19 protein-coding genes and 3 tRNA genes are annotated in these 20,468 nt (G+C 40.3%); 4 read left to right on the top strand and 18 right to left on the bottom strand.

What is annotated here, in order from left to right:
* Positions 1-456 (bottom strand): ParA family protein (locus tag B3Y13_RS07865; RefSeq protein WP_296693814.1); only part of this gene is annotated, 456 nt, incomplete at its 3' end.
* 198 nt (positions 457-654) lie between these two features.
* On the opposite strand from B3Y13_RS07865, the gene B3Y13_RS07870 reads away from it, so the two are divergent.
* Positions 655-1,917, top strand: coding sequence for a class I SAM-dependent methyltransferase (locus B3Y13_RS07870; RefSeq protein WP_296667054.1), 1,263 nt, complete (start codon positions 655-657; stop codon positions 1,915-1,917).
* A gap of 182 nt (positions 1,918-2,099) precedes the next feature.
* On the opposite strand, the gene B3Y13_RS07875 is transcribed toward B3Y13_RS07870, so the two are convergent.
* From B3Y13_RS07875 to B3Y13_RS07905, 7 genes are all read right to left on the bottom strand, one after another.
* Entirely contained in the window at positions 2,100-3,104 is a 1,005-nt protein-coding gene (locus B3Y13_RS07875) for an ABC transporter substrate-binding protein (protein WP_296018586.1), read from the bottom strand.
* Between the two features lie 91 nt (positions 3,105-3,195).
* Entirely contained in the window at positions 3,196-3,990 is a 795-nt protein-coding gene (locus B3Y13_RS07880) for an ABC transporter ATP-binding protein (protein ID WP_296018595.1), read from the bottom strand.
* Positions 3,991-4,053: 63 nt separating this feature from the next.
* Positions 4,054-4,959, bottom strand: a complete 906-nt coding sequence (locus B3Y13_RS07885; RefSeq protein ID WP_296693816.1) for an ABC transporter permease — start codon at positions 4,957-4,959, stop codon at positions 4,054-4,056.
* A 238-nt stretch (positions 4,960-5,197) separates the two neighbouring features.
* Entirely contained in the window at positions 5,198-7,402 is a 2,205-nt protein-coding gene (locus B3Y13_RS07890) for a helicase-associated domain-containing protein (RefSeq protein WP_296693820.1), read from the bottom strand.
* A gap of 77 nt (positions 7,403-7,479) precedes the next feature.
* Positions 7,480-9,297: a DNA repair helicase XPB gene (locus tag B3Y13_RS07895; RefSeq protein WP_296667746.1), complete on the bottom strand. Its 1,818-nt coding sequence runs from the start codon at positions 9,295-9,297 to the stop codon at positions 7,480-7,482.
* 66 nt (positions 9,298-9,363) lie between these two features.
* Positions 9,364-10,026 carry an MgtC/SapB family protein gene (locus B3Y13_RS07900; RefSeq protein WP_296667748.1) on the bottom strand — a complete coding sequence of 221 codons (663 nt, stop codon included), beginning with the start codon at positions 10,024-10,026 and terminating at the stop codon, positions 9,364-9,366.
* A gap of 43 nt (positions 10,027-10,069) precedes the next feature.
* Positions 10,070-10,825 (bottom strand): hypothetical protein, encoded by a 756-nt coding sequence (locus B3Y13_RS07905; protein WP_296667749.1) that lies wholly within the window; start codon positions 10,823-10,825, stop codon positions 10,070-10,072.
* A gap of 70 nt (positions 10,826-10,895) precedes the next feature.
* On the opposite strand from B3Y13_RS07905, the gene B3Y13_RS07910 reads away from it, so the two are divergent.
* Positions 10,896-12,125, top strand: coding sequence for a dicarboxylate/amino acid:cation symporter (locus B3Y13_RS07910; protein WP_296693823.1), 1,230 nt, complete (start codon positions 10,896-10,898; stop codon positions 12,123-12,125).
* Positions 12,126-12,194: 69 nt separating this feature from the next.
* Here the strand turns inward: B3Y13_RS07910 and B3Y13_RS07915 are convergent, their stop codons facing one another.
* From B3Y13_RS07915 to udp, 3 genes are all read right to left on the bottom strand, one after another.
* Positions 12,195-13,916, bottom strand: a complete 1,722-nt coding sequence (locus B3Y13_RS07915; protein ID WP_296667753.1) for a GGDEF domain-containing phosphodiesterase — start codon at positions 13,914-13,916, stop codon at positions 12,195-12,197.
* A 154-nt stretch (positions 13,917-14,070) separates the two neighbouring features.
* Positions 14,071-14,862 carry a tRNA1(Val) (adenine(37)-N6)-methyltransferase gene (locus B3Y13_RS07920; RefSeq protein WP_296667755.1) on the bottom strand — a complete coding sequence of 264 codons (792 nt, stop codon included), beginning with the start codon at positions 14,860-14,862 and terminating at the stop codon, positions 14,071-14,073.
* Positions 14,863-15,651, bottom strand: coding sequence for a uridine phosphorylase (gene udp / locus B3Y13_RS07925; RefSeq protein WP_296667757.1), 789 nt, complete (start codon positions 15,649-15,651; stop codon positions 14,863-14,865).
* Positions 15,652-15,785: 134 nt separating this feature from the next.
* Between udp and B3Y13_RS07930 the strand changes: the two genes are divergently transcribed.
* Entirely contained in the window at positions 15,786-16,127 is a 342-nt protein-coding gene (locus B3Y13_RS07930; protein WP_273066361.1) for a phenylpyruvate tautomerase MIF-related protein, read from the top strand.
* 1 nt (position 16,128) lies between these two features.
* Here the strand turns inward: B3Y13_RS07930 and B3Y13_RS07935 are convergent, their stop codons facing one another.
* The 6 genes from B3Y13_RS07935 to B3Y13_RS07960 form a co-directional block, all read right to left on the bottom strand.
* Positions 16,129-17,511 carry an MATE family efflux transporter gene (locus tag B3Y13_RS07935; RefSeq protein ID WP_296018672.1) on the bottom strand — a complete coding sequence of 461 codons (1,383 nt, stop codon included), beginning with the start codon at positions 17,509-17,511 and terminating at the stop codon, positions 16,129-16,131.
* Between the two features lie 35 nt (positions 17,512-17,546).
* On the bottom strand, positions 17,547-17,789 hold the full coding sequence (locus tag B3Y13_RS07940; RefSeq protein WP_296018682.1) for a DUF5348 domain-containing protein: 243 nt from the start codon (positions 17,787-17,789) through the stop codon (positions 17,547-17,549).
* A gap of 157 nt (positions 17,790-17,946) precedes the next feature.
* Positions 17,947-18,648, bottom strand: a complete 702-nt coding sequence (locus B3Y13_RS07945; RefSeq protein ID WP_296667759.1) for a YkgJ family cysteine cluster protein — start codon at positions 18,646-18,648, stop codon at positions 17,947-17,949.
* 150 nt (positions 18,649-18,798) lie between these two features.
* Positions 18,799-18,873: transfer RNA gene (locus B3Y13_RS07950), tRNA-Arg, on the bottom strand.
* Between the two features lie 39 nt (positions 18,874-18,912).
* A tRNA-Ser gene (locus tag B3Y13_RS07955) sits at positions 18,913-18,997 on the bottom strand.
* A gap of 18 nt (positions 18,998-19,015) precedes the next feature.
* Positions 19,016-19,100, bottom strand: a tRNA-Ser gene (locus B3Y13_RS07960).
* Between the two features lie 211 nt (positions 19,101-19,311).
* Here B3Y13_RS07960 and B3Y13_RS07965 point away from each other — a divergent pair.
* The gene (locus B3Y13_RS07965; RefSeq protein WP_296667761.1) at positions 19,312-19,917 is read left to right on the top strand and encodes a DUF308 domain-containing protein; all 606 of its coding nucleotides are present in this window, start codon (positions 19,312-19,314) and stop codon (positions 19,915-19,917) included.
* A 108-nt stretch (positions 19,918-20,025) separates the two neighbouring features.
* Here B3Y13_RS07965 and B3Y13_RS07970 read toward each other — a convergent pair whose 3' ends face one another.
* On the bottom strand, positions 20,026-20,439 hold the full coding sequence (locus B3Y13_RS07970; protein WP_296018703.1) for an EamA family transporter: 414 nt from the start codon (positions 20,437-20,439) through the stop codon (positions 20,026-20,028).
* Between the last annotated feature and the right edge of the window lie 29 nt (positions 20,440-20,468).

Raw genomic sequence — 20,468 nt, forward strand, 5'->3', positions numbered from 1 at the left:
AGCAAAATATTCGCACTGCATAGGAACAATTACAGAATCTGCGGCGGCAAGTCCGTTAAGAGTTAAAATTCCGAGCGACGGAGGACAGTCGATAAGAATAAAGTCATATTTTTCTCTAAGCGGCTCAAGCGCCTTTTTTAAGAAAAATTCACGGTTTTCTTCATCAACAAGCTCGATTGCAGCGCCAGAAAGGTCTGTATCTGCGGTGATTGCGTCGAGATTTTCAACCGGAGTATTTTTTACAGCCTGCTCACAAGCACATTGACCGGCAAGAAGCTCATAAATCGTAGGTTTATCTTTTTTTGCGCCAACGCCACTGGACATATTTCCCTGAGAGTCAAAATCAACAAGCAGAACTTTTTTTCCTGCCTTTGCAATATACGCTCCAATGTTTATGGCAGAAGTTGTTTTGCCAACGCCACCCTTCTGATTAACAAAAACAATAATTTTTCCCATATAAATACTATACCGCAAAACGACATTAAAAATACAGTCCTTTGAGAAACATTTTTTGTTTCTCAGTTTTGGGCGTCCCCCGCCTTGCGGGTCGCTACGGCCGCAGTTCCGGCTTTCGCCTCCATTCCTGAGCGCTACGCCCTCAGGAACGCTTCGCGCTGCTATCATCGCTGACGCTTTTTGGATAAAATACAAGCTATGCTTTTATCCGCGACACTTTCTAAACCTGCAAAAAAAACAAATGACAACCCGGAAAATTCTTATATCCGGGTAAAAATTAAACTTTCTGTTTCTTCGAAACTGGCGCAAAATCTCTATCTTGCCGAATTTTACACAAAAACCCAGGTTTTTCATAAAAAAATGAACGCCGAGGAAGCTATAGAATTTATCAAAAAAAACGTTCCTGCAAATTTTAAAAACTGCATTGAACGCACAGAAACCGAAGAAATTACGCTTCTTGCAAACAAAAAAGGCGAAGTTACCCGTCTTGTAAAAAAAATAAAAGACAAAAATGCGTTAGGGGGTGGAACCGCGCCGCAAGGCGTTGCCGAAGGCAATGACAACGGTGGAACACCCGACCCGGCAGGGGAACGCCCAATTCCATACAAAAATCTTTTAACCGGAAAATCTTTTAACAAAAAGAAAAATTACATTCTTCCGGAGGGAAAACCTGTTCCGTTTTTGGCGCGGCTCGGAATTATGACGGCGGAAGGCAGGGTTATTGCGGCAAAATACGACAAATTCCGGCAAATTAACCGTTTTTTGGAAATTTTTAAGGACGCGGCTCTCGAAGTTTTGGCAAAAAAAGCTGGCGGAGAACTGAGCGTCGTTGATTTTGGCTCTGGAAAAAGCTATCTGACGTTTGCAGTTCAGTATTTTTTGACTGAAATTTTAAAAGTTCCGTGCAAAATTTTCGGGCTGGATTTAAAAAAAGACGTAATTGAATACTGCTCAAGACTTTCGGACGAGCTTGGCCTTAAAAATTTGAGCTTTGCGGTCGGCGACATTGCTGAATTTGGAGAGGACAAAAAACCGGACATTATAATCACCCTGCACGCCTGCGACACTGCGACCGACTACGCCTTAAGCTACGCAATAAAAAAAGGCGCGTCTGCGATTCTTTCTGTGCCTTGCTGCCAGCACGAAATAAATTTGCAGCTTAAAAAAAATAAAGCCGGTGAAAATTCGATTTTTGAACCTCTTTTAAGATACGGGCTTATAAAAGAGCGTTTTTCTGCGCTTGTTACGGATGCTGTCCGTGGCGAGCTTTTGGAAAATTCCGGATACAAAGTGCAGATGGTTGAATTTATTGACGACGAAGGCACTCCAAAAAACCTTATGATCCGCGCAATAAAAAAATCCGGCTTTGAAGAGGAAGCCGGCGCAAAAAAAAGTTCCTGCAAAATTTTACAGGAACTTGGTGTAAATCAGACTTTAGAAAATCTTCTTAATTACCCTTAATTTCGAGTTTTATAATTTAATGTCATTATCGGGCTTGATCCGATAATCAATTGAAAATTTCCAACAGATTCCTGACCGAGTTTACTGCGTAAACATCGCAGTGTCGTAGCACGGGAATGACACTTAAATTACTGTTCTTATCAAAACTCGACATTTGGGCTAATTAGCTTTTTGCAGATTTTTTACTTTTGGATAAGCTTTCCGTTTTCAAAAATCATGCTTGCTGTGTCGAGATATTTTTTAGGAATTTCGATTCCGCAGTTTTTTGCCGCATCCAGGTCAAACAAAAGGTCAAAATCTTCTGGCTCTGTCATAAAGCGGACTGGAAGTTCTGACGGTTTTTTGCCGTTCAAAATCTGAAGAACCATTTCGCCGGTTGCACGGCCAGCCTTGTAATAGTTAAATCCGGAAGCGATTACACATCCGCCGTTCATTGCGCCAGTCACGTCCCCGGAGAAAATCGGCTTTTTTGCCTTTTCAAAAACCTGAATAAGGCTGGAAAGGGCGCTAAAAACGGTATTGTCTGTTGTAAGATAAATTCCGTCAACGCGGTCTACGATTGTTTCTGCCGCCTGTTTTACTTCGCTTGAATTTGTAATTGACTGAGTCACAAGGTTAAGTCCGAGTTTCTGGCAGGCATTTTTTACAAGTTCGAGGGAAGAAACGGAATTTGCCTCGCTCGATGTGTAGATGTAGCCAAGTGTCTTGATTCCGGCAATTTCCTTAAAAAGCGCAATGTGCTGTTCTGTCGGAATCGCGTCGCTCATGCCGGTAACGTTTCCTTCGCCGTGGTCAAGAGTTGTTACAAGTCCAGCGCCGAGAGGATCTGTAATTGTTCCAAATACTACAGGAATATCTTTTATTGAATTTGCAAGGGCGAGCGCTACAGGAGTTGCAATTCCTACGGCAACATCCACATTTTCGTCCTTGTATTTGAGCGCAATCTGTGCGGCTGTGTTTACATCGCCGTTTGCATTCTGCAAGTCGTATTCCGCATCAACTCCGTTATCTTTTAAATAATCGATAATGCCCTGTTCAACAGAATCCAAAGCAACGTGCTGAACGATTTTTGCAATTCCAATCTTTACTTTTTTCTCAGACTTTGCTGATTTTTTTGAGCATGAAAGAGTTCCAAAAAGCAAGGCCGCAGCAATTGCAGAAAAAACAATCTTATTTACGAGTTTCATAAAATTCCTCCAAAAAAGTGATTACTCCACAATGTTACTATAAATAGAAACATTATGTCAAGAAGAATTTTTTTTTGCGTTTTTTTTAATTTTACTGAAGCATCAATGCGTCGTTTGAAACCTGTATTTTTTTAAACTGGGCGATTAAGTCTTCCATTGTAAGATTTTTTTTCTGCTCGCCGTTTATGTCCAGAATTATCTGCCCTTTGTGCATCATGATGAGGCGGTTTCCGTAATCGAGCGCGTGCTGCATATTATGAGTAACCATCATCGTTGTAAGTCCCATTTCGCGTGTAAATTTGAGAGTAAGCTGCATTACAAGGTCGGCATTTGCCGGGTCGAGGGCGGCAGTATGCTCATCAAGCAAAAGCAGATCCGGCTTGCTCATAACCGCCATCAAAAGCGTAAGAGCCTGTCTCTGGCCGCCGGAAAACTGTTCAACATTGTCGTTTAGGCGGTTTTCGAGTCCCATATTGAGCTCTTTAAGCTGTTCGCGGAACTGCTCGCGAAGACGGTTATTCAGCGAAATTTTTAAGCCTTTGTTTCCTTTTTTGCTGGAAATCACCATATTGTCTTCAAGCTTCATTTTTCCGGCTGTTCCCAAAAGAGGATTTTGAAAAATGCGTCCAATGTAGCGGGCGCGCTTGTATTCAGGATCACCGGTTATATCACGGACAGCGCCGTTCTGTTCAAGAAAAATTTTCCCGGTGGTCGGCTTTAAAGTTCCTGCAATTATATTGTAAAGAGTTGATTTTCCGGCTCCGTTTGAACCAATTACAGTTATAAAATCTCCGCGGTTAATTTTTAAATTTATTCCCGACAAAGCTTTGTTTTCGTCCGGCGAATGCGCATTAAATGTAATTCCAATATCTTTTAATTCAAGCATCGTTTTCTCCCATAATGAAGTTTAGGCAAAGTTTTTATTGGCCTTTAATGTTTCTCCCAATTTTCAGCTTACAGAAGGCCTTTTTAAGTGTTCTTTAAAATATGCGCTAATATTCGTTTTTGAAATTATCAGGCAGACTATTATTAAAAGTCCGGTAATAAGCTTTAAGTCGTTCGGACCAAGTCCAACAGCGCTTCCATAACGCCGGGCAACGTACATAAGCGCGCGGTACAAAATTGAACCGAGAATTACGCGGAAAGTCTGCCAGCCGATTTTGTTTGAACGAATCAAAAATTCACCAAGCATAAGAGAAGCAAGCCCCGAAACCACAACTCCAGTTCCGCTTCCAACATCGGCAAATCCCTGATACATTGCAAACATCGCTCCAGAAAGAGCGGCCATTGCGTCTCCAAGGCAAATCCCAACAGCACGCACAAAACGCGGATCAACTCCCTGGCTAATCACCATCTGCGGATTAGAACCTAAAGCGCCCATCGTCAAGCCAAAATCTGTAGAAAAAAAAGTGTTGAGCAAAAAAGTAAGGATTGCGACAAAAACCGCAACAAAAATCACGATTGACCAGTCGCCGGCAGCAGGAAAAGCCCTGGAAAGACTTTTAAAAATCGTATTGAGCCGCAACAAAGAAACATTTGCCTGGTTCGACATAATCCGCAAGTTCACGGAATAAAGCATTGTCATAACCAGAATTCCGGCTAAAAGATCAGGAATCCGCAGTTTTGAATAAATCAAAGTGGTAAAAAGACCGGCAGCCGCGCCGCCACAAAAAGCAATCACAAGCGCGCAAGAAGGCGAAATCCCGTGAGTAAGGCATGCAGCAAGAATACACGCGCCCATCGGAAAAGAACCGTCAACCGTCATGTCGCAAAAGTTAAGGACGCGAAAAGTCATAAAAACGCCCAAAACCATAATGCCGTAAATAAAACCTTCGATTAAAATTCCAGAAATCATTTTTTGTGTCCGTTTTCAGTAAAATTTTGTTCTTATAAAGAGTAACAGATTTTTGAAATTTTGTCAGTTTTTATTTTGGAGCGCAATTTTCCGTCTTATCCGGCTCTTACTGCAAGTCCTCCTTCGCTCCGCTCGTCCGGTCTTTCCGTGGCGATCCGGGCTAAGTTTTCCGGTCAAACAAAAAATCTCCGCACAAAAAAAACATTTTTTTATTTTGCCGTACGGACAATTTTTCAATTTATCTTAAAACCGAACCGCGGATCCGCTTTACGTTGCGTGCCTGTCCGAGAGAAAAAGCTCTTTCTTCGTGTTCAGGCTCAACGACAAGATGAACAACGCTGTCCACCGGATTTTTTTCTACAGAAACTGGAGTTCCGACAATTACTGCCAGTCCGTCCGGCATTTTTTTGTCGTCGTATTCAAGTTCAAGCATCATATTCTGAGTAATCGCGCTTTCCGCAACATGAACTTTTCCCTGATAATCCATTCCGTTCGCTTCAATTTGTTCGAGTTTTACGCTGTCTGCATTGAGCTGCTGGGGAGTCAAAATAATTTTTCTGTTTATTCTGAGCAAAAGCCCTTCCCTCTGCTCCGGAGTAATCGCCATTTTGTCCAAAAGTCCGCGGAGCATATCAAAATGCTCTTTTCTTTCCTCGTCCGTAGTTATAACTCCGTAACTGTCGCTTCCATCGCTTTCAGAAATTGCTCCGCTCCTAAGCTGTGCTGTTCCGCCGCCCAAAAGCGCGCTGCCGGCTGTTCTGTTTATTTCAAAAACAGGAAAAGCCGGTCCGGAAAATTCGCTTTTTGGCGTCTGAATGCTTCCGATAAAGTCCAGTCCGCTCTCTTTTATCAGGTTTTGCGCTTCTTCGTCCGAAGCAACATTCAGCAAAAATGCGCCGGGTGCAATAATTTTAGAAATTTTTGGAGAGATCGAAGGATTGTTCTGAACCAAGACTGTGCTTTTTTCATCAACTTTTAGAACATAGCCTTTGTACAAATTCGCAGAAGAATATGAATTGCTCCAGTCCTCAATGCTCACAAGAAGATTTTCCGGAAGTTCATAAGCGCAGAATTTCTTTATAATTTCTAAAATTTCTTTTTCGCCAAAACCGCTGTCCAAAGCGCGCATTATGGATTTTCTGGTAATTTCAAAAACCGCGGCAGTATCAAACTGCTTTAAGTCCATAATTCTCATAAGCGGTAAAAGCTCTTTCAGAGGAAGCCCCGGAAAAACCGTAACATTAAAGGCTGGATCAATATTCAAAACTTTAGGAAGCTCAGGCTCAGCTCCAATTCCTGCGCCAGAAACTGTCTTCTTAAAAAGAATTCCGCCTTTTACAAAAACAGTTTCGCCGTTTTCGTCCTTTCCGTATTCCTGCAAAATTCCAAACATTGCGGCGCTGTCGCAGAGTCTGTCCATAACCGCAGACGGATTTTCCAAAATCGAATTTGAAGAGGAATTTTCATCTTCTCCCTGAGCGCGTGCCAAAATCGAATTAAAACGACCTCCTCCAAAAGCACGTTCCGACGAAGAAAATGCAGAAGGTTCTTTTTCAAAAAGCAAAAATGCCGTTCTTAAAACGCTGGTGCGCGCAAAACCTGTCGCCGGCAGAGAATTTGCGGTTTCGAGAAGAAGTTTTGCCTGGCTCATAAGAGAGGTGCGGCTAAAGCGTCCAATTCCAGCAACGCATAAATAAGCGTACTGAAGTTTTTCGTCAAGCCCGGCAAAAGATTTTAGCCTTGCACTGTCGATTTCATAACCGTTCAAATCTTCTTTTACGAGCGAAAGATTTATAAAAGCAGTAAAAATATGCTGAAAAACAGGCGCAGTTCCAGAACCGAAGATTTCTTCAAGTTTTTCGCAATCGCGTTTTTTTATAGTTCCGTCCGCCTTGCAAAGTCCTGGATTTGTGCAGACAAAATTTACAAAGGCAGCAAGCTTTTCCGGCGTAAGCGATGGAGGAACTTCTTCGTTTCGAGTTTCGAGAACAGGCAATGGCAAGAGAATTTTTTTGCTGAGAAGCGGAAGAATTTCATCTTCGAGCATAGGATTTAACGAAATCAGGGTTTTGCGCGTATTTTTGTCGCCGTGGCGGTAAATCAAGAGCCTTTCTTCAAGATTCAAAAGCCTTTCATAAAGTTTTGCAAAATTGATTGTTTTGTCAAAAAAATTGGAAAGTTTTTCGGTTGTCGCATTTGGAATATAATAAACAGCGGCAAGAATTAAAATATCGCTTTCAGACAGCAAATTTATGATTGTGCGGCGGTTTTCTTCTTTTCTCAAAAATGCGCCGAGCTGTTCAATAAGCTTTTGTTTGTTGAACGGGGAATGAATTTCGCCCAAATACATTCTAATAAGCTCAAAAAAGTGATTATCCGGCAAAGTAATAAAACTTTCTCTCCAGTCAATTATTCTCTGAACCTTAGGATCAACTTTTATCATTTTATTCCCCCTCAAAAAGTATGTTTTTTTTGATGTTTCTGACGGCATAAATCCGTTCAGCTCAACAACCGCATTTTTTAATTACAGCAATCTGAAAGCACCAGTTCTGTTGAATTGGAAACTCTCACGACGCGGTAAGCATATCCTTGTTCCGCCAGAAATTTCTGACGATTAGAACCAAAGTCTTCCTCGACCGTATTCCGCGTAATCAGCGTAAAAAAACGGCTTTTTCGCTCTTTCGGACGCAGAATTCTGCCAAGACGCTGCGCTTCTTCCTGACGGCTTCCAAAAGTTCCGCTCACTTGAATTGCCATGCTTGCGTCTGGCAAATCAATTGCAAAATTTGCAACTTTTGAAACAACCAGAACACGAATTTCACCAGACCGGAATTTCGCATAAATCTGATCGCGCTCTTCATTTTGAGTTTTTCCAGTTATGACAGGCACTTTCAGCATTTTTGCAATTTCGCCAAGCTGTTCCAGATACTGCCCAATAATCAGAATTTTGTCTTCGGGATTCTCTTTTACGAGTTTTTCAACAATTTTATATTTTTCGGGATTTTCGCTTGCAATCCGATGTTTTTTTCTTAGAGGAGAAACTGCATATTCAAGCTCTTTTTCGCTGCTCAAATCCAGACGCAACTCAATACATTCGGCAGAAGCAATCCAGCCCGTAGCTTCAAGGTCTTTCCACGGAACATCGTAGCGTTTTGGACCAACAAGGCTAAAAACGTTTCCTTCACATCCGTCTTCGCGCACCAAAGTCGCAGTAAGTCCTACACGACGAATCGCCTGAATTTCTGCCGTCACGCGAAAAACAGGAGCCGGAAGCATGTGCACTTCGTCGTAAATTATAAGCCCCCAATTGCGCTGCCTAAAAAGCGCAAAATGCGGATAAGGTCCGTCTTTTTCCGGCCGCCATGTTAAAATTTGATAAGTTGCAACGGTAACAGGCTTTATAACTTTGTTTTCTCCAGTATATTCTGCAATCATATCGCGCGGAAGGTCGGTTTTATCGACAAGTTCTTCAATCCACTGGTGCACAGCAGAAATATTTGTCGTAATAATCAGCGTGCTGGTCTTTAATAAATCCATTACCGTCATGCCGACAACTGTTTTTCCTGCCCCGCAAGGAAGAACAATAGTGCCAAACCCGGTTCCAGGACCTTTGTCGCCAACAAGAGCCACAGCCGCTTCTTTTTGGTAATTGCGAAGTTCGAAAGGGCGCCCAGAATTCGTCACTTTCCGAAGGTTCACTTCCAATGGTTCGCCTTCTGCCAGAGGAACGTCGTCTTTTACAGGCCAGCCAAGTCTCAGCAAGTCCTGTTTTACAGTTCCACGGTCGGTCAAATGCAGCATAAAGCAGTTGTGTTTTTCGTTTTCGGAAACCTTTACTTTTTTATCTTCGCTTATTCCGGAAGGCTCTTCGTACTGACACTCAGTCAGCATTTTTTTTCCAACGCTGCAGGCGGCAATTTCGCGGTAAACAAGAGAACTTTCCGTCACCAAATACAAATATTCTTCCGTAATCTGTTTAGGGTCTTTTTTGCCTTCAGGGTTAGCCGCAGTCAAAGGAACTTCAATTTTCGGACCTTGAACAAGACGAAGTTTTCCAAAACGGCCGGCAGTTTCCAAAATCCACTGCTCGACAGACTGCGGCACATCGTAACGGGAAAATTCTTTAAGAACACCAATCGCCTGTTCTGGTTTAAAGCCTGCGCCGGAGGCATTCCACAAAGAAAGCGCAGTTAAACGGTAAGTATGCAAATGTTCGGGAGACCGTTCAAGTTCGGCAAAGGGAATCAGCGCATTGCGGCATTCGGCTGCGCGCGGAGCATGTACATCAAGAAGCAGAGTTCTGTCACTTTGAACAATTAACGGATTATCAAATTGCATAACAGATTATTCTAGGCGATTAAAAAAGTTTATTCAATCATTCGCAATTGCTTTAATTCGCATTTATCAACCTGTAATCGAAACTTCCAAAAGAGGCGCAACCTTATTCAATTCATCAATAAATTTTGAATAGTCGTTGATTTTTGGAGCGCTCACAGAATAATGGACAATTGTCTGCTCTGTTTCGAGCAGCTGTGTAATATTCACATCGTTAATCACAAAACCTGTTTCAACAACAACTTTCCGCAAATGCGCCATGTCCATTTTTCCGACATTAAAAGTAAGATGAAGCGATTTTGAGCGTCCTGCCGGAAACCATCTTTTTTCAATCTTTTCGAGCAAGACCAGCGACAGAATAAAAACAGCCAAAAGAAAAAACGAAGGAATATAAAGACCTTCTCCAATACAAAGCCCGATTGTCGAGTCCGCCCAAATAACAGCCGCCGAAGTCAAACCTTTTACGTTGAGTCCGGTTTTCATAATTACGCCGGCGCCTAAAAAACCAATTCCGCTGATTACACCGGCAGCAATACGCGCAGTGTCCGCCGCTCCACTTTGAATTGAAATCCATTCAGACAAAATCGAAAGCATAGACGAAGAACAGCAGATTAAAATTAAAGTGCGCATTCCAACAACCTGCTGGCGAAATTTTCGTTCCAGGCCAAAAATAAAGCCTGCAATAAACGACAAAATAATTTTAAACACACAAGAAATAAAAAAATCACTCATAAAAAATCCAAGCAACTCAGGCAGTTATTTTTTTTGAACTTCCCTATTTTTTAAAAATTCCAAATCCCCCGGGAACTTTTGCTCCTGCCTTTATCCAGCTCACTTTCTGTTTTGCAGAAAGTTCCTTTTTTAAGCCGTCAATTTTAGAAAGATATTCGCAAAGCCAGGCCATAAAAGAACTGTCGTTTTTTGAAAGCTCGTTAGAAGAATCACATTCAACCAAAATTGGAATAACGTCGTCCGATTCGCAAACTGAAGCCGCAAAATTTTCAGCAAACGCTCTAAATGCCGCCGAAGCCGAAGCAACAAGAGTTTTAGAAAGAATCCGGTTTTCAAGACGGAGATTTGGATTTTTTACGGCATCCGCTTCATTCACGTTTGGCTTATAGACAAAAACAATTTTTCCGGGATTTTTTTCTAAGCCGGCAATTTTTCGCTGATTAAAGCGCAATAAAAGTTCCGCAGCCAAATATTGATAGCCCAAAACCAATTCGTCGCAGGCACGTGTGCTTTCGGCAGGACCGGGAACTCCAAATTTTGGAGCAAAATATTCTTCATCAAAAATCAAGACCGCTTCGTCAAGATGACCGTTTTTGTTCGATGCAGAAATTAAAAGAGAACGCGAAGAAAGCGCAGAACCTTTATTCCATGCGACAGGATTTGAACCGTCTGCCAAACCAGTATCCGCCGCATCGCTTTCGGCAGTAATAAAAACAGTTCTTTCATGCAAAACAGCAGAAGAAGCTAAATCTTTTCCGGCCGGAACTTCTTTTCCAGCAATAAGAATTGTCTTGTCCATAGATAGAAATTATATCATTACCGGTTATATATGGCAAAGGGCGGATTTTTTTAATATAATTTTATTCATTATGAAACTTTGGATAAAATACTTGATTGCAATAGCTCTTGGACTTGGAGCTGCTTTTATTCTTCCGACAAACAGCCCCGCAATAGCGTCTGTTGTTGCTTCTCTGAGTGAATTTTCTGTCAGATTTGGAAGATACACACTTCTTCCTCTGCTTTTTTTTGGAGTTTCAACTGCTGTCTTTAAATTAAGGAGCACAAAGCTTCTCGGAAAAACAGCGCTTTGGACAATAATTGCAGTTTTTGGAACAACGCTGATTCTTGCGCTTCTCGGTCTTCTTTCTATTTTAATTGTAAAACTTCCTAGAATTCCGATTACTGGCGAAAAAATGGCTTCTCTTCCGACGATCGACCTTAAAACGCTCACAATGCAGCTTTTTCCGTATTCCGGATTTGAAGCGCTGCTGCACGGAGCATATCTCCTGCCTTGCTTTATTTTTGCAGGATTGGCAGGAGCTGGCTGTACGACCGATCAAAGCGCTTCAAAACCTGTAATCTCATTTTTGGATTCTGCGGCAAAACTCTGCTATTCAATTATGTCATTTTTTATCGAATGGCTTTCTGTCGGCATGATTGCAATTTCTGCCTGGTGGATGGTTTCTGCGCGCCAGGTTTTTGCTTCTGGAACATACACTCCTCTTTTTATAATGCTTTTGGCTGATTTTGTTCTCGTGCTTGGATTGATTTATCCGCTTATTCTTTATTTTTTGTGCAACGACCAGCATCCGTATCACGTAATTTACGCCTGCATTACTCCAATAATCACAGCATTTTTTTCCGGCGACTCAAACCTTTCTCTTCAGGTAAATCTTCGCCATGCCCGCGAAAGCCTGGGAGTTCACCAGCCGTCTTCTGACGTTACAATTCCGCTGTTTTCAATTTTTGCGCGCGGAGGCTCGTCTTTAGTCACAACAATCTGTTTTGTTATGATTTTGCGTTCATATTCAAGTTTGGGATTCGCCTTTTTTGATATTCTGTGGATTTTTGGCGCATCGCTTGCAATAAGTTTTGCACTTTCTTCTCTTCCAACCGGAGGAACTTTTGTAGCGCTTACAATTCTCTGCACGATATACAGCCGTGGTTTTGAATCTGCCTATCTTCTTTTGCGTCCAGCCGCTCCTGTTTTTTGCAGCTTTGCCGCAGCATTCGATGCAGTTTCTGCGATTTTCGGAAGCTATGTCGTGGCTGTAAAAACAAGACAGTTTGAACACGTAGAATTAAAGCACTTTATCTAAAAAATATGCGATTTTTGCGGAAAATGAAGTCTTTCCCCACAAAACTTCATTTTCCGCAAGTTTTTTTTATTATCTGTCAAAACGAATATCCGAGCGAATATATTTTTCCCGGAACTGATTAGCCGTACAAGGCCGTCCAAAATAAAATCCCTGGAACTTATCAGGATTGTAAACTTTCAATTTATCAATATCTTCGGCAACTTCAATTCCTTCCATACAAACTTTCAGGTTCAATTCATGCGCCATCTGCGTAATGTGCTTTATAACGTAGCTGTCGCCCTGATCTCCTCCTGTCGCCTTGTGTACAAATGAATAGTCAAGTTTCAAGGTATAAGCGTTAAGATACTGCAAATAGCGCAAATTTGAATAACCAGTTCCAAAATCATCGATGTCAACTCTTAATCCAAGTTTATTGAACCTGTGAACCAAATTTTCCAGTCCATGAATATCGTCCATGTAACCGCTTTCTGTCAGTTCAAGCGTAATATTTTCCGGTTTTACGCCAGAATCCAGCAAAGCCATTTGAACATCTGTCAAAACATCGCTTTTTTTTACCTGAATATATGAAAGGTTTAAGCTCAAATGAAAATCTTTTTGAACTTTATTCCATTCGCAGCACTGCTTAAATCCCGTTTTAAAAAGCCAGCGGCTCACAGGAATTATAAGCCCCGTTTTTTCAAGAATCGGAATAAATTCTTCTGGAGAAACAACACCGAATTCTGGACAAGAATAGCGCATCAGCCCTTCAGCCCCAATCACATTTGTAATTGTTTTGTCTTTGTCCAGATAAATGTTCTTTGCGTCCACAACAGGCTGATAAAAAATCTGAAACCCTTCGTAATTGTTTTTAATTGCAAAACGCAGTTTTTCCTGAAGCTTTAAGTTGCGCTGATGTTTTAGATAATCTGTAGCATTGAACATGGCAAGGTTGTTTCCGCCCTTTTCTTTTGCCACAGAAACCGTAAAATTCGCTTTTTTTAATAAATCGTCAATCTGCACACTGTCCTTAAAAAACGCAACTGCGCCAGCAGAAACCGTAAAAACTTCTTCATAATCAATCCGCTGCTCAGCTTCTACAAGGGAACGTTTTAAATCTTGATAGAACAAGCCCGCATCAACGGCAGTAGCTCCTTTCAGGTTCATGCAGATAAATTCATCGCTGTTTATTTTGTATGCAACTCCAAAGTTTTTTATGCTACGTTTAATAGAATCAGAAATCATAGAAAGAATAAAATCTCCGACACGAGTTCCATGCCGTTCATTTATCTCACCCATTTTATCGACATCGATTTTCATAATAAATCCGCTGAGCTTTTCTTCCTGTTTGTAGACTTTGTCAAAATCCTTTCTGAGCTGAACTTCTGTAGGAAGTTTAGAAATATCGTCAAGCTGAATAATATCGTCGATAATTTCAATTCTTCCGACCAAAATTGATTTTTTTTCTTCACCAAAGCAAACTATTTTTCCGCGCAAATTTACCCAAGTTGAATTATGGCTTTTTGTTAAAGCGCGATAATTTAAATTAAAATTGTCTTTTTTTCTGGAAATTACATCATCCAGTTCCTTAGAAAAAAGGCTTTGATCTTCTTCTGCGACAAGCCTCAGCAAAACATCGGTCGCATGATGAAATTTTTTGCCGGGAAGCTCAAAGATTGCGCCGGCCTGTTCAGAAATAAAAACAGAATTATTTTTTACATCAAGCAAAAACAAAAACGAATCCGTGCAATCGCTCAAAATATCAACAAGAGCTTCAAAAGAACTGAATGAAATGTCTTTAAAATTCTTAACCAAAATAAGACTCCAAAAATAACAGATTTATTATAAATCATAATTTGTTTTTTTTCGCTAATTTTGCGTTTATTTTTTAGTATTTTTTTTGACAGAATTTTATAAAGTTTTTACGGAAAACTCCAAAATCAATAAATTTCAATTTTTAATTGCGTTTTTAAGGTTTTCGGCCATAAATTTCTAAAATTTTTTGGGTATAATTTCCGTCTTCGTCGTAAATTATCAAATCTTCAAGCTGAACTTTTTCATCATCATCAGAAATTTCAGTTTTGTTTTTTTTCGCCAGACTTTTTTTTGCCATAACCAAAACCATTGCCGCGTCTTTTTCCTTAAAAGATTTTACGTTCTGCCAAAAAATATTTTTAAAGCCGAATTTTTCAAGCGCAAAAAAAACGTCTTTCAGTCTTTTAGCGCGATGAATCATAAAAAAACTTCCGCCGCCTTCAAGCAAAAATTCTGCGGCACGAACAACATCTTCAAGACAGCACAAAATTTCCTGGCGGGCAGCCATTTTTGCAAAATTGCCGCTCTGACGCCCCTGAGAAACAACCATATACGGCGGATTAGAAACGACAGCCTGCGCAAAACCGCCTTTTAAATTTTGAGGAATTTTCTTTATATCATCTTCCGAAATTTCAATCCGCTCTTCAAGAGAATTTATTTTTACAGAACGGCGAGCCATTTCTGCAATTTCCGCCTGAATTTCAATTCCCTGAATTTTTACATGCGGTCCGGTTTTTGCAGCAAGAAGAATTGGAATTATTCCGTTTCCAGTTCCAAGGTCAATAAACAAAAAATTCTTGTCCGCCTCAAAACTTTTAATTCTGTTTTTTGTATTTTTTAAGGCAAAATCCGCCAAAAGAACAGCATCAATTCCATAACAGAACTTTTTTTTATTTTGAAAAATTGAATATCCGTCCAAATGAAGTTTATCCAGCCGCTCTGCCATTTATTTTCCGTTTTTTTTCAAATCTTCCTTTATAAGATTCCGTAAACCTTCAACAGCAACGCTTACAGAAAGCTCAGTATCGTGAACCTGCGGATTTGGCAAACCTTTTTTTGCCCTTTCCTGGTTTGCTACAACAAGAAAGCACGAGCCAACTCTTACATGCAAAAAACTTCCTGCAATAAAGAGAGCGGCGCTTTCCATTTCGCTTGCAAGACAGCCCATTCTAAGCCAGGCTTGCCATTTGTTTTCAAGTTCATAGCTTACAGGCATAACTTCCGGCTCATGCTGTCCAAAAAACGAATCCTTGCACTGAACAACACCTGCATGATAAGAAATTTTTTTGTCCTTTGCAGCCTTAATCAGCGCATTTACACATTCAATGTCCGGAACTGCCGGGTACTCAATCGGAGCAAATTCGCGGCTTGTGCCTTCCATTCTTACTGCTCCAGTTGCAATCACAATATCGCCGCTCAAGACATTTTCCTGCATTCCGCCGCAAGTGCCTGTTCTTAAAAAAGTATACGCTCCACATTTTGAAAGCTCTTCAATTGCAATTGCGGCAGAAGGCCCCCCAATTCCCGTCGAAGTAACACTTACCTTTACACCTTCAAGTGTTCCTGTATAAGTCGTAAATTCACGCACATCTGCAACAAGATGAGGATTGTCAAAATGAGCGGCAATTTTTGCGCATCGCTTAGGGTCGCCCGGCAAAATTACATATTTTCCAATATCTTCAGGTCCGACGCCTGTATGGTACTGTTTTCCAGAACCTTCAGCATAATCAACCATAAAATTTCCTCTCAAAAATAAATATCGCCATGCAAAATCCGCATAAACATTCACATTATAACATATTCAGTTGATTTTTCGCCAAAAATTAAAATACAATGTGCGTACTAACAAAAAAATTGGAGGTGCATTTTATGCCAATGATAAATTCAAAAGTGACAGTTTCTCTTCCGCAAGAAAAACGCGACATTTTAAAAGCAGAGCTCGGAAAAGCCGTTGCAATTCTCGGAAAACCAGAAAGCTACCTTATGCTCGGTTTTGAAGACAATTATGACCTTTATTTTGGCGGAAAAAAACTCGAAAAAGGCGCATTTATTTCTGTCGAAGTTTTGGGCGATGTAGACTCTCAGTCAAGTTCAAAAATGAGCGGCAAAATTTGCGAAATTTTTGAAAAAGAGCTCGGAATTCCTGGCGACAAAATCTACATCACCTACAGCGGCTACAAAAACTGGGGATGGAACGGCGGAAATTTCTAAACTAGCCAGTAATTTTATGCAGCCACTTACCGGATTTTATTCTCCAGATTCCGCAGACAGTTTTTAAAATCTGTTCGGTTTCCAGACAAAGCAAAATCTGGTAAGGCTGCAGTCCAAGTTTAAACGAAGCAATGTAACCGAGAGGAATTGCAAAAGCCCACATCCAGCCATTATCAATCAAAGTTCCAAAAATCGTATCTCCGCCCGAACGGCAGATTCCGACAATCAAAAGCATATTAAACGCCCGCCACGGATACAAAAATACGAGGGCAAAAAGCATGGACTGTGCAATTTTTACAATATGCGCATCAACGTTAAAAATAAAAGGAATTAAATAACTCAGCGGAATTAAAAAAAGTCCGATTGCAAAGCCCAAAATCGGGAAAAACCAGCAAAATCTGTGCGTAAAGGCAAGCACGCTTTCTTTTTCGCCAGCGCCAATTTTTTTACCAAGAATAATTGCCGCGGCATTTCCCATTCCAATAAAAACAACCCAGGTTAACTGGCTAATCGTGTTTGTAATGCTGAACGCCGCAAAAGAATCAGTTCCAGTATGGGCAAAAATTGAATTCTGAGTTGAAATTCCAAGCCCCCACAAAGTTTCGCTAAAAATTACAGGCAAACCGACTTTTAAAAGTTTAAGCAGGAAACCTTTTGTGAACGAAGTCATCTCCTTAAAAGAACCAATCGCCTCAAATTTCTTTATGCGTCCGTAAAAAACCGTAATAAAAAATTCAACAGTTCTGGAAATCAAAGTTGCAAGAGCGGCGCCGGCAACTCCCATCTGAGGAATTCCGAGGCTTTCAACACCAAAAATAAAAATTGCGTTTCCGGCAACGTTCAAAACAAAAGAAATTGCGGTTGTTGTCATTGGAAGAATTACATGCTCTGTGCTGCGGTACGCCATTTGGCATGCAAACGAAACAGCCATGAGCGGATAACTCAGAGCGACAATTCTAAGATATTCAGAAGCTTTTTGGATAACAACAGAATCTTTTGTATAAAGTCCGATTAAAAATTCAGGCTTAAAAATTCCAGCAACAGTAAAAGCCAGCGAAACAAAAACGCAGACAATCAGCATAATTCCAAAAGTCTTGCGGATTCCTTTAAAATCTTCCTGTCCCCAAAACTGCGAAATAAAGATTGAACAGCCGGAAGAAACGCCAAAAACAACCATATTCAAAATAAAGAAAATTTGGTTTCCAAGTCCAACAGCGGCAATTTCGACAGAACCAAGCCGTCCGACCATTACAGTATCCATCATATTGACGAAAGTCTGCAAAAGGTTCTGCAAAATAATAGGAATTGCGATTGAAAAGAGAATTTTATAAAAGCCCTTAAGATGATTTTTTTTGAGAGAATTAGAAGAATTTAAAAGTGTCATAGTTAAAAAATGTAATAAACCTAAAAAGCGGAATGTTATATTCTGGCGTCAAAACCAGTCAAGTCGCCTTCGTAATCTATTCCTTTAAACTTAAAGACCAGATTACCTTTTTCATCGTTTGAAATTTGCAAACTTGTCGGAATCCATTCATCGCCAATCTTTACTTCAAAATTGTCGCCGAATTCAATGTTTGTAAAAGGAAAACTCTGTTCATCCTTGGCAATTGCAAATTTTCCGTCAAATTCGTTAAAGACCAGAATTCCTTCCTTTTTTTCCATAAAAAACTCCAGATATTTTTTCTAAACAACTGCCTACAGAATATTAAAAATAACTGTTTTTGGAAATAGAAAACAAACCTGTCTCAAACTTAAAACGGATAATTAAGAGAAGAAACAAAAATGAATTGAATTCAAAGTCAAAGAAACAAAAAAAACGTCACTGCCCCTGCCCGTTCATCGAAATAATCCATTTTAGACGGCGGACAGTTTCAGGAAGACTGTCGCGAATCAGCTTTGTCCGTTTGACCTGCGGATTTAAATTCTCAACTTCTTCCATTAAATCACTCATAACAGGAGGAACAGTTCCAAAAATATCCAAAATTTCGTCCTGCATATAATTTTTATGCGCAAGAGGAGTTTTAAACTGAGACAACTTTTCTGCCGGATAAAATTTGCATGGTTTAAACATAACTTTGCCGTTTTTAGAACGGCTTCCACAGCCGCCAAACAGACGGCAAATGCAGGAACGGCCTCCGTAAATTGTGCAATGATATGAATCATTTTCATCCCAAAACGGACAGCCCTTGTTTTTTTCAAAAGGAAACTTTCCTTCTGCAATCTTATTTGCAGTTTCCGGCTGATTTTCCATAAGCCAAGCCGCCATGTACAAAGCTTCACATTCAAGCAAATCAGGCTCAAAATTCCGGCAGCACTCACCGCAGCCGCTTACGCAGGTAAAACAAGATTTTTCGTACCATTTATTCTGTTCATTAGAAATTTTATTATAAGCATTTTCCATCTGAAAAATAATTTCCGCTTCGTTTGTTCCTTTTAGTTGATTTAAAATTTTTTCAACCATCATTTTTTTACCCATAAAAAAAGCCGTAAAAACGTTGTAACAGGCAGAATAACTGCTCATTACAAGATTCTTACGGCTTCTTTGCCAAATTAAATAAATTTATGCAGGAATAGTAGCGAAATAAAAAGAGTTTTTCAAGGAAAAATTAAAAAAATTACAAAACAATGACGGGCATAAAAAAACCGGTCTTTTTGACCGGTGCAATTTTCGTGAGACTGACACGATTCGAACGTGCGACCTCCACCTCCGCAGGGTGGCGCTCTAATCCAACTGAGCTACAATCTCAAACAGTTTAACAACACTTTGAAGGAAGCGTTCGTTTCTCGGAGGCGACAGGAGTTGAACCTGCCCAGCCCGTAAGGAACTGACGGATTAGCAATCCGTTGTATTACCGCTCTACCACACCTCCAGGCGTCATCAAAAAAAACGGAGCGAGAGGGATTCGAACCCCCGATACATTGCTGTATAACGGTTTTCAAGACCGCCGCCTTCGACCGCTCGGCCATCGCTCCAGTTGATGCTCTATTAAGATATATTTTTTGAATATTTATGTCAAGCACACAAAAGTGTTTTTTTTTGTTTTTTTAAGAAAAGTTGAGATATATTGGACAAAAATAAAGAAAATTGTAATCAAAAGCTTGTTTTTCAAAATAAGAATAACAATTTTTAGTTTAACCCGATTTTTTATAGACTAAAAGCCGGCTGTATGGTTATATTTTAAATATGGATAAAAATAAATTTGTACTATCTGTTTTAGTTGCTGTTATCGGACTTTTAATGTTGCTCAGTCCGCAAACCTTTATTGCCTTTGCAGTAATTATGCTTGGAATTGCTTCTGTTATTGACGGTGTTTTTATAATGGTTGCAACCAGAAACCTTGTTTTAGATCCAGATTATCGCCTTATGATGACTATACGCGGAATTTTAAGCATTGCCGTAGGAACAGTTGCTGTTATTCTGCCTATTGTAACTGCGGCGGTTATATGGAAAATTATGGCCTACGTGCTTGGCGGATACCTGCTTGTTTCTGCAGGACTTGAAGTTTATGGAATTTTAAAGCTTCACCGCAACGGCATTATGATAAAACAGTCTTTAATCGAAACCATCGTCCTTGTAATTCTTGCAATCGCACTTTTTATCATTCCTTCAAAAACGGCAGGCGGCATAATCGTGGGAATCTGCGGCGCAATCTTAATCTTTGCGGGCGTTTTCAGCGCAATTTTGCAGTGGAGAAACCGTCCAATTACAGTTGTTCCTGATTCTGTCGTAACCGAAAATCATGACGATTCAGAACAAACCGATTCCAACGAAAACAACAAAAATATCTAGCCCTAAAAAAAACAGTCCAGAGCTGACAAAAAAAATGGCGCTTTGGACTGTTTTTTGTTTTCAAAAATCTTTACAGTTCACAATTCTTTATAAAACAAAAGAAAAAATCTACAAAACCATTACAAGTGTTCCGGCGGCAAGAAGAATCGAGCCAAGCAGTGATTTTAAAGTAAACTGTTCGTGTAAAAATACAAAAGCGAGAATCAAAGTCAAGACCGTGCTCATCTTATCGATTGGAACAACTTTCGATGCCTCTCCGATTTGCAAAGCCTTGTAATAACAAAGCCAAGACGCTCCTGTTGCAAGCCCAGACAAAATCAAAAAAATCCAGCTGCGCCTTCCAATATTTAAAATGCCGTTTTGAGAGTGCGTCAAAAAGACCATTCCCCATGCCATCAAAAGCACAACAAACGTTCTTATGGCAGTTGCAAGGTTTGAATTTACACCTTCAATTCCAACCTTTGCAAGAATCGAAGTTAATGCTGCAAAAACTGACGAGCCAACCGCAAATAAAATCCACATATAAAAAATAATATACTGAATTGATTTTT

This window comes from Treponema sp. UBA7567, assembly GCF_002476655.1.
In the GTDB taxonomy this organism is placed as follows: Bacteria; Spirochaetota; Spirochaetia; order Treponematales; family Treponemataceae; genus Treponema_D.

Coding starts and splice junctions, on each gene's coding strand:
- B3Y13_RS07870 (WP_296667054.1), top strand. CDS start 655: ATGCTTTTATCCGCGACACTTTCTAAACCTGCAAAAAAAACAAATGAC.
- B3Y13_RS07875 (WP_296018586.1), bottom strand. CDS start 3,104: ATGAAACTCGTAAATAAGATTGTTTTTTCTGCAATTGCTGCGGCCTTG.
- B3Y13_RS07880 (WP_296018595.1), bottom strand. CDS start 3,990: ATGCTTGAATTAAAAGATATTGGAATTACATTTAATGCGCATTCGCCG.
- B3Y13_RS07885 (WP_296693816.1), bottom strand. CDS start 4,959: ATGATTTCTGGAATTTTAATCGAAGGTTTTATTTACGGCATTATGGTT.
- B3Y13_RS07890 (WP_296693820.1), bottom strand. CDS start 7,402: ATGATAAAAGTTGATCCTAAGGTTCAGAGAATAATTGACTGGAGAGAA.
- B3Y13_RS07895 (WP_296667746.1), bottom strand. CDS start 9,297: ATGCAATTTGATAATCCGTTAATTGTTCAAAGTGACAGAACTCTGCTT.
- B3Y13_RS07900 (WP_296667748.1), bottom strand. CDS start 10,026: ATGAGTGATTTTTTTATTTCTTGTGTGTTTAAAATTATTTTGTCGTTT.
- B3Y13_RS07905 (WP_296667749.1), bottom strand. CDS start 10,825: ATGGACAAGACAATTCTTATTGCTGGAAAAGAAGTTCCGGCCGGAAAA.
- B3Y13_RS07910 (WP_296693823.1), top strand. CDS start 10,896: ATGAAACTTTGGATAAAATACTTGATTGCAATAGCTCTTGGACTTGGA.
- B3Y13_RS07920 (WP_296667755.1), bottom strand. CDS start 14,862: ATGGCAGAGCGGCTGGATAAACTTCATTTGGACGGATATTCAATTTTT.
- udp (WP_296667757.1), bottom strand. CDS start 15,651: ATGGTTGATTATGCTGAAGGTTCTGGAAAACAGTACCATACAGGCGTC.
- B3Y13_RS07930 (WP_273066361.1), top strand. CDS start 15,786: ATGCCAATGATAAATTCAAAAGTGACAGTTTCTCTTCCGCAAGAAAAA.
- B3Y13_RS07935 (WP_296018672.1), bottom strand. CDS start 17,511: ATGACACTTTTAAATTCTTCTAATTCTCTCAAAAAAAATCATCTTAAG.
- B3Y13_RS07940 (WP_296018682.1), bottom strand. CDS start 17,789: ATGGAAAAAAAGGAAGGAATTCTGGTCTTTAACGAATTTGACGGAAAA.
- B3Y13_RS07945 (WP_296667759.1), bottom strand. CDS start 18,648: ATGAGCAGTTATTCTGCCTGTTACAACGTTTTTACGGCTTTTTTTATG.
- B3Y13_RS07965 (WP_296667761.1), top strand. CDS start 19,312: ATGGATAAAAATAAATTTGTACTATCTGTTTTAGTTGCTGTTATCGGA.
- B3Y13_RS07970 (WP_296018703.1), bottom strand. CDS start 20,439: ATGTGGATTTTATTTGCGGTTGGCTCGTCAGTTTTTGCAGCATTAACT.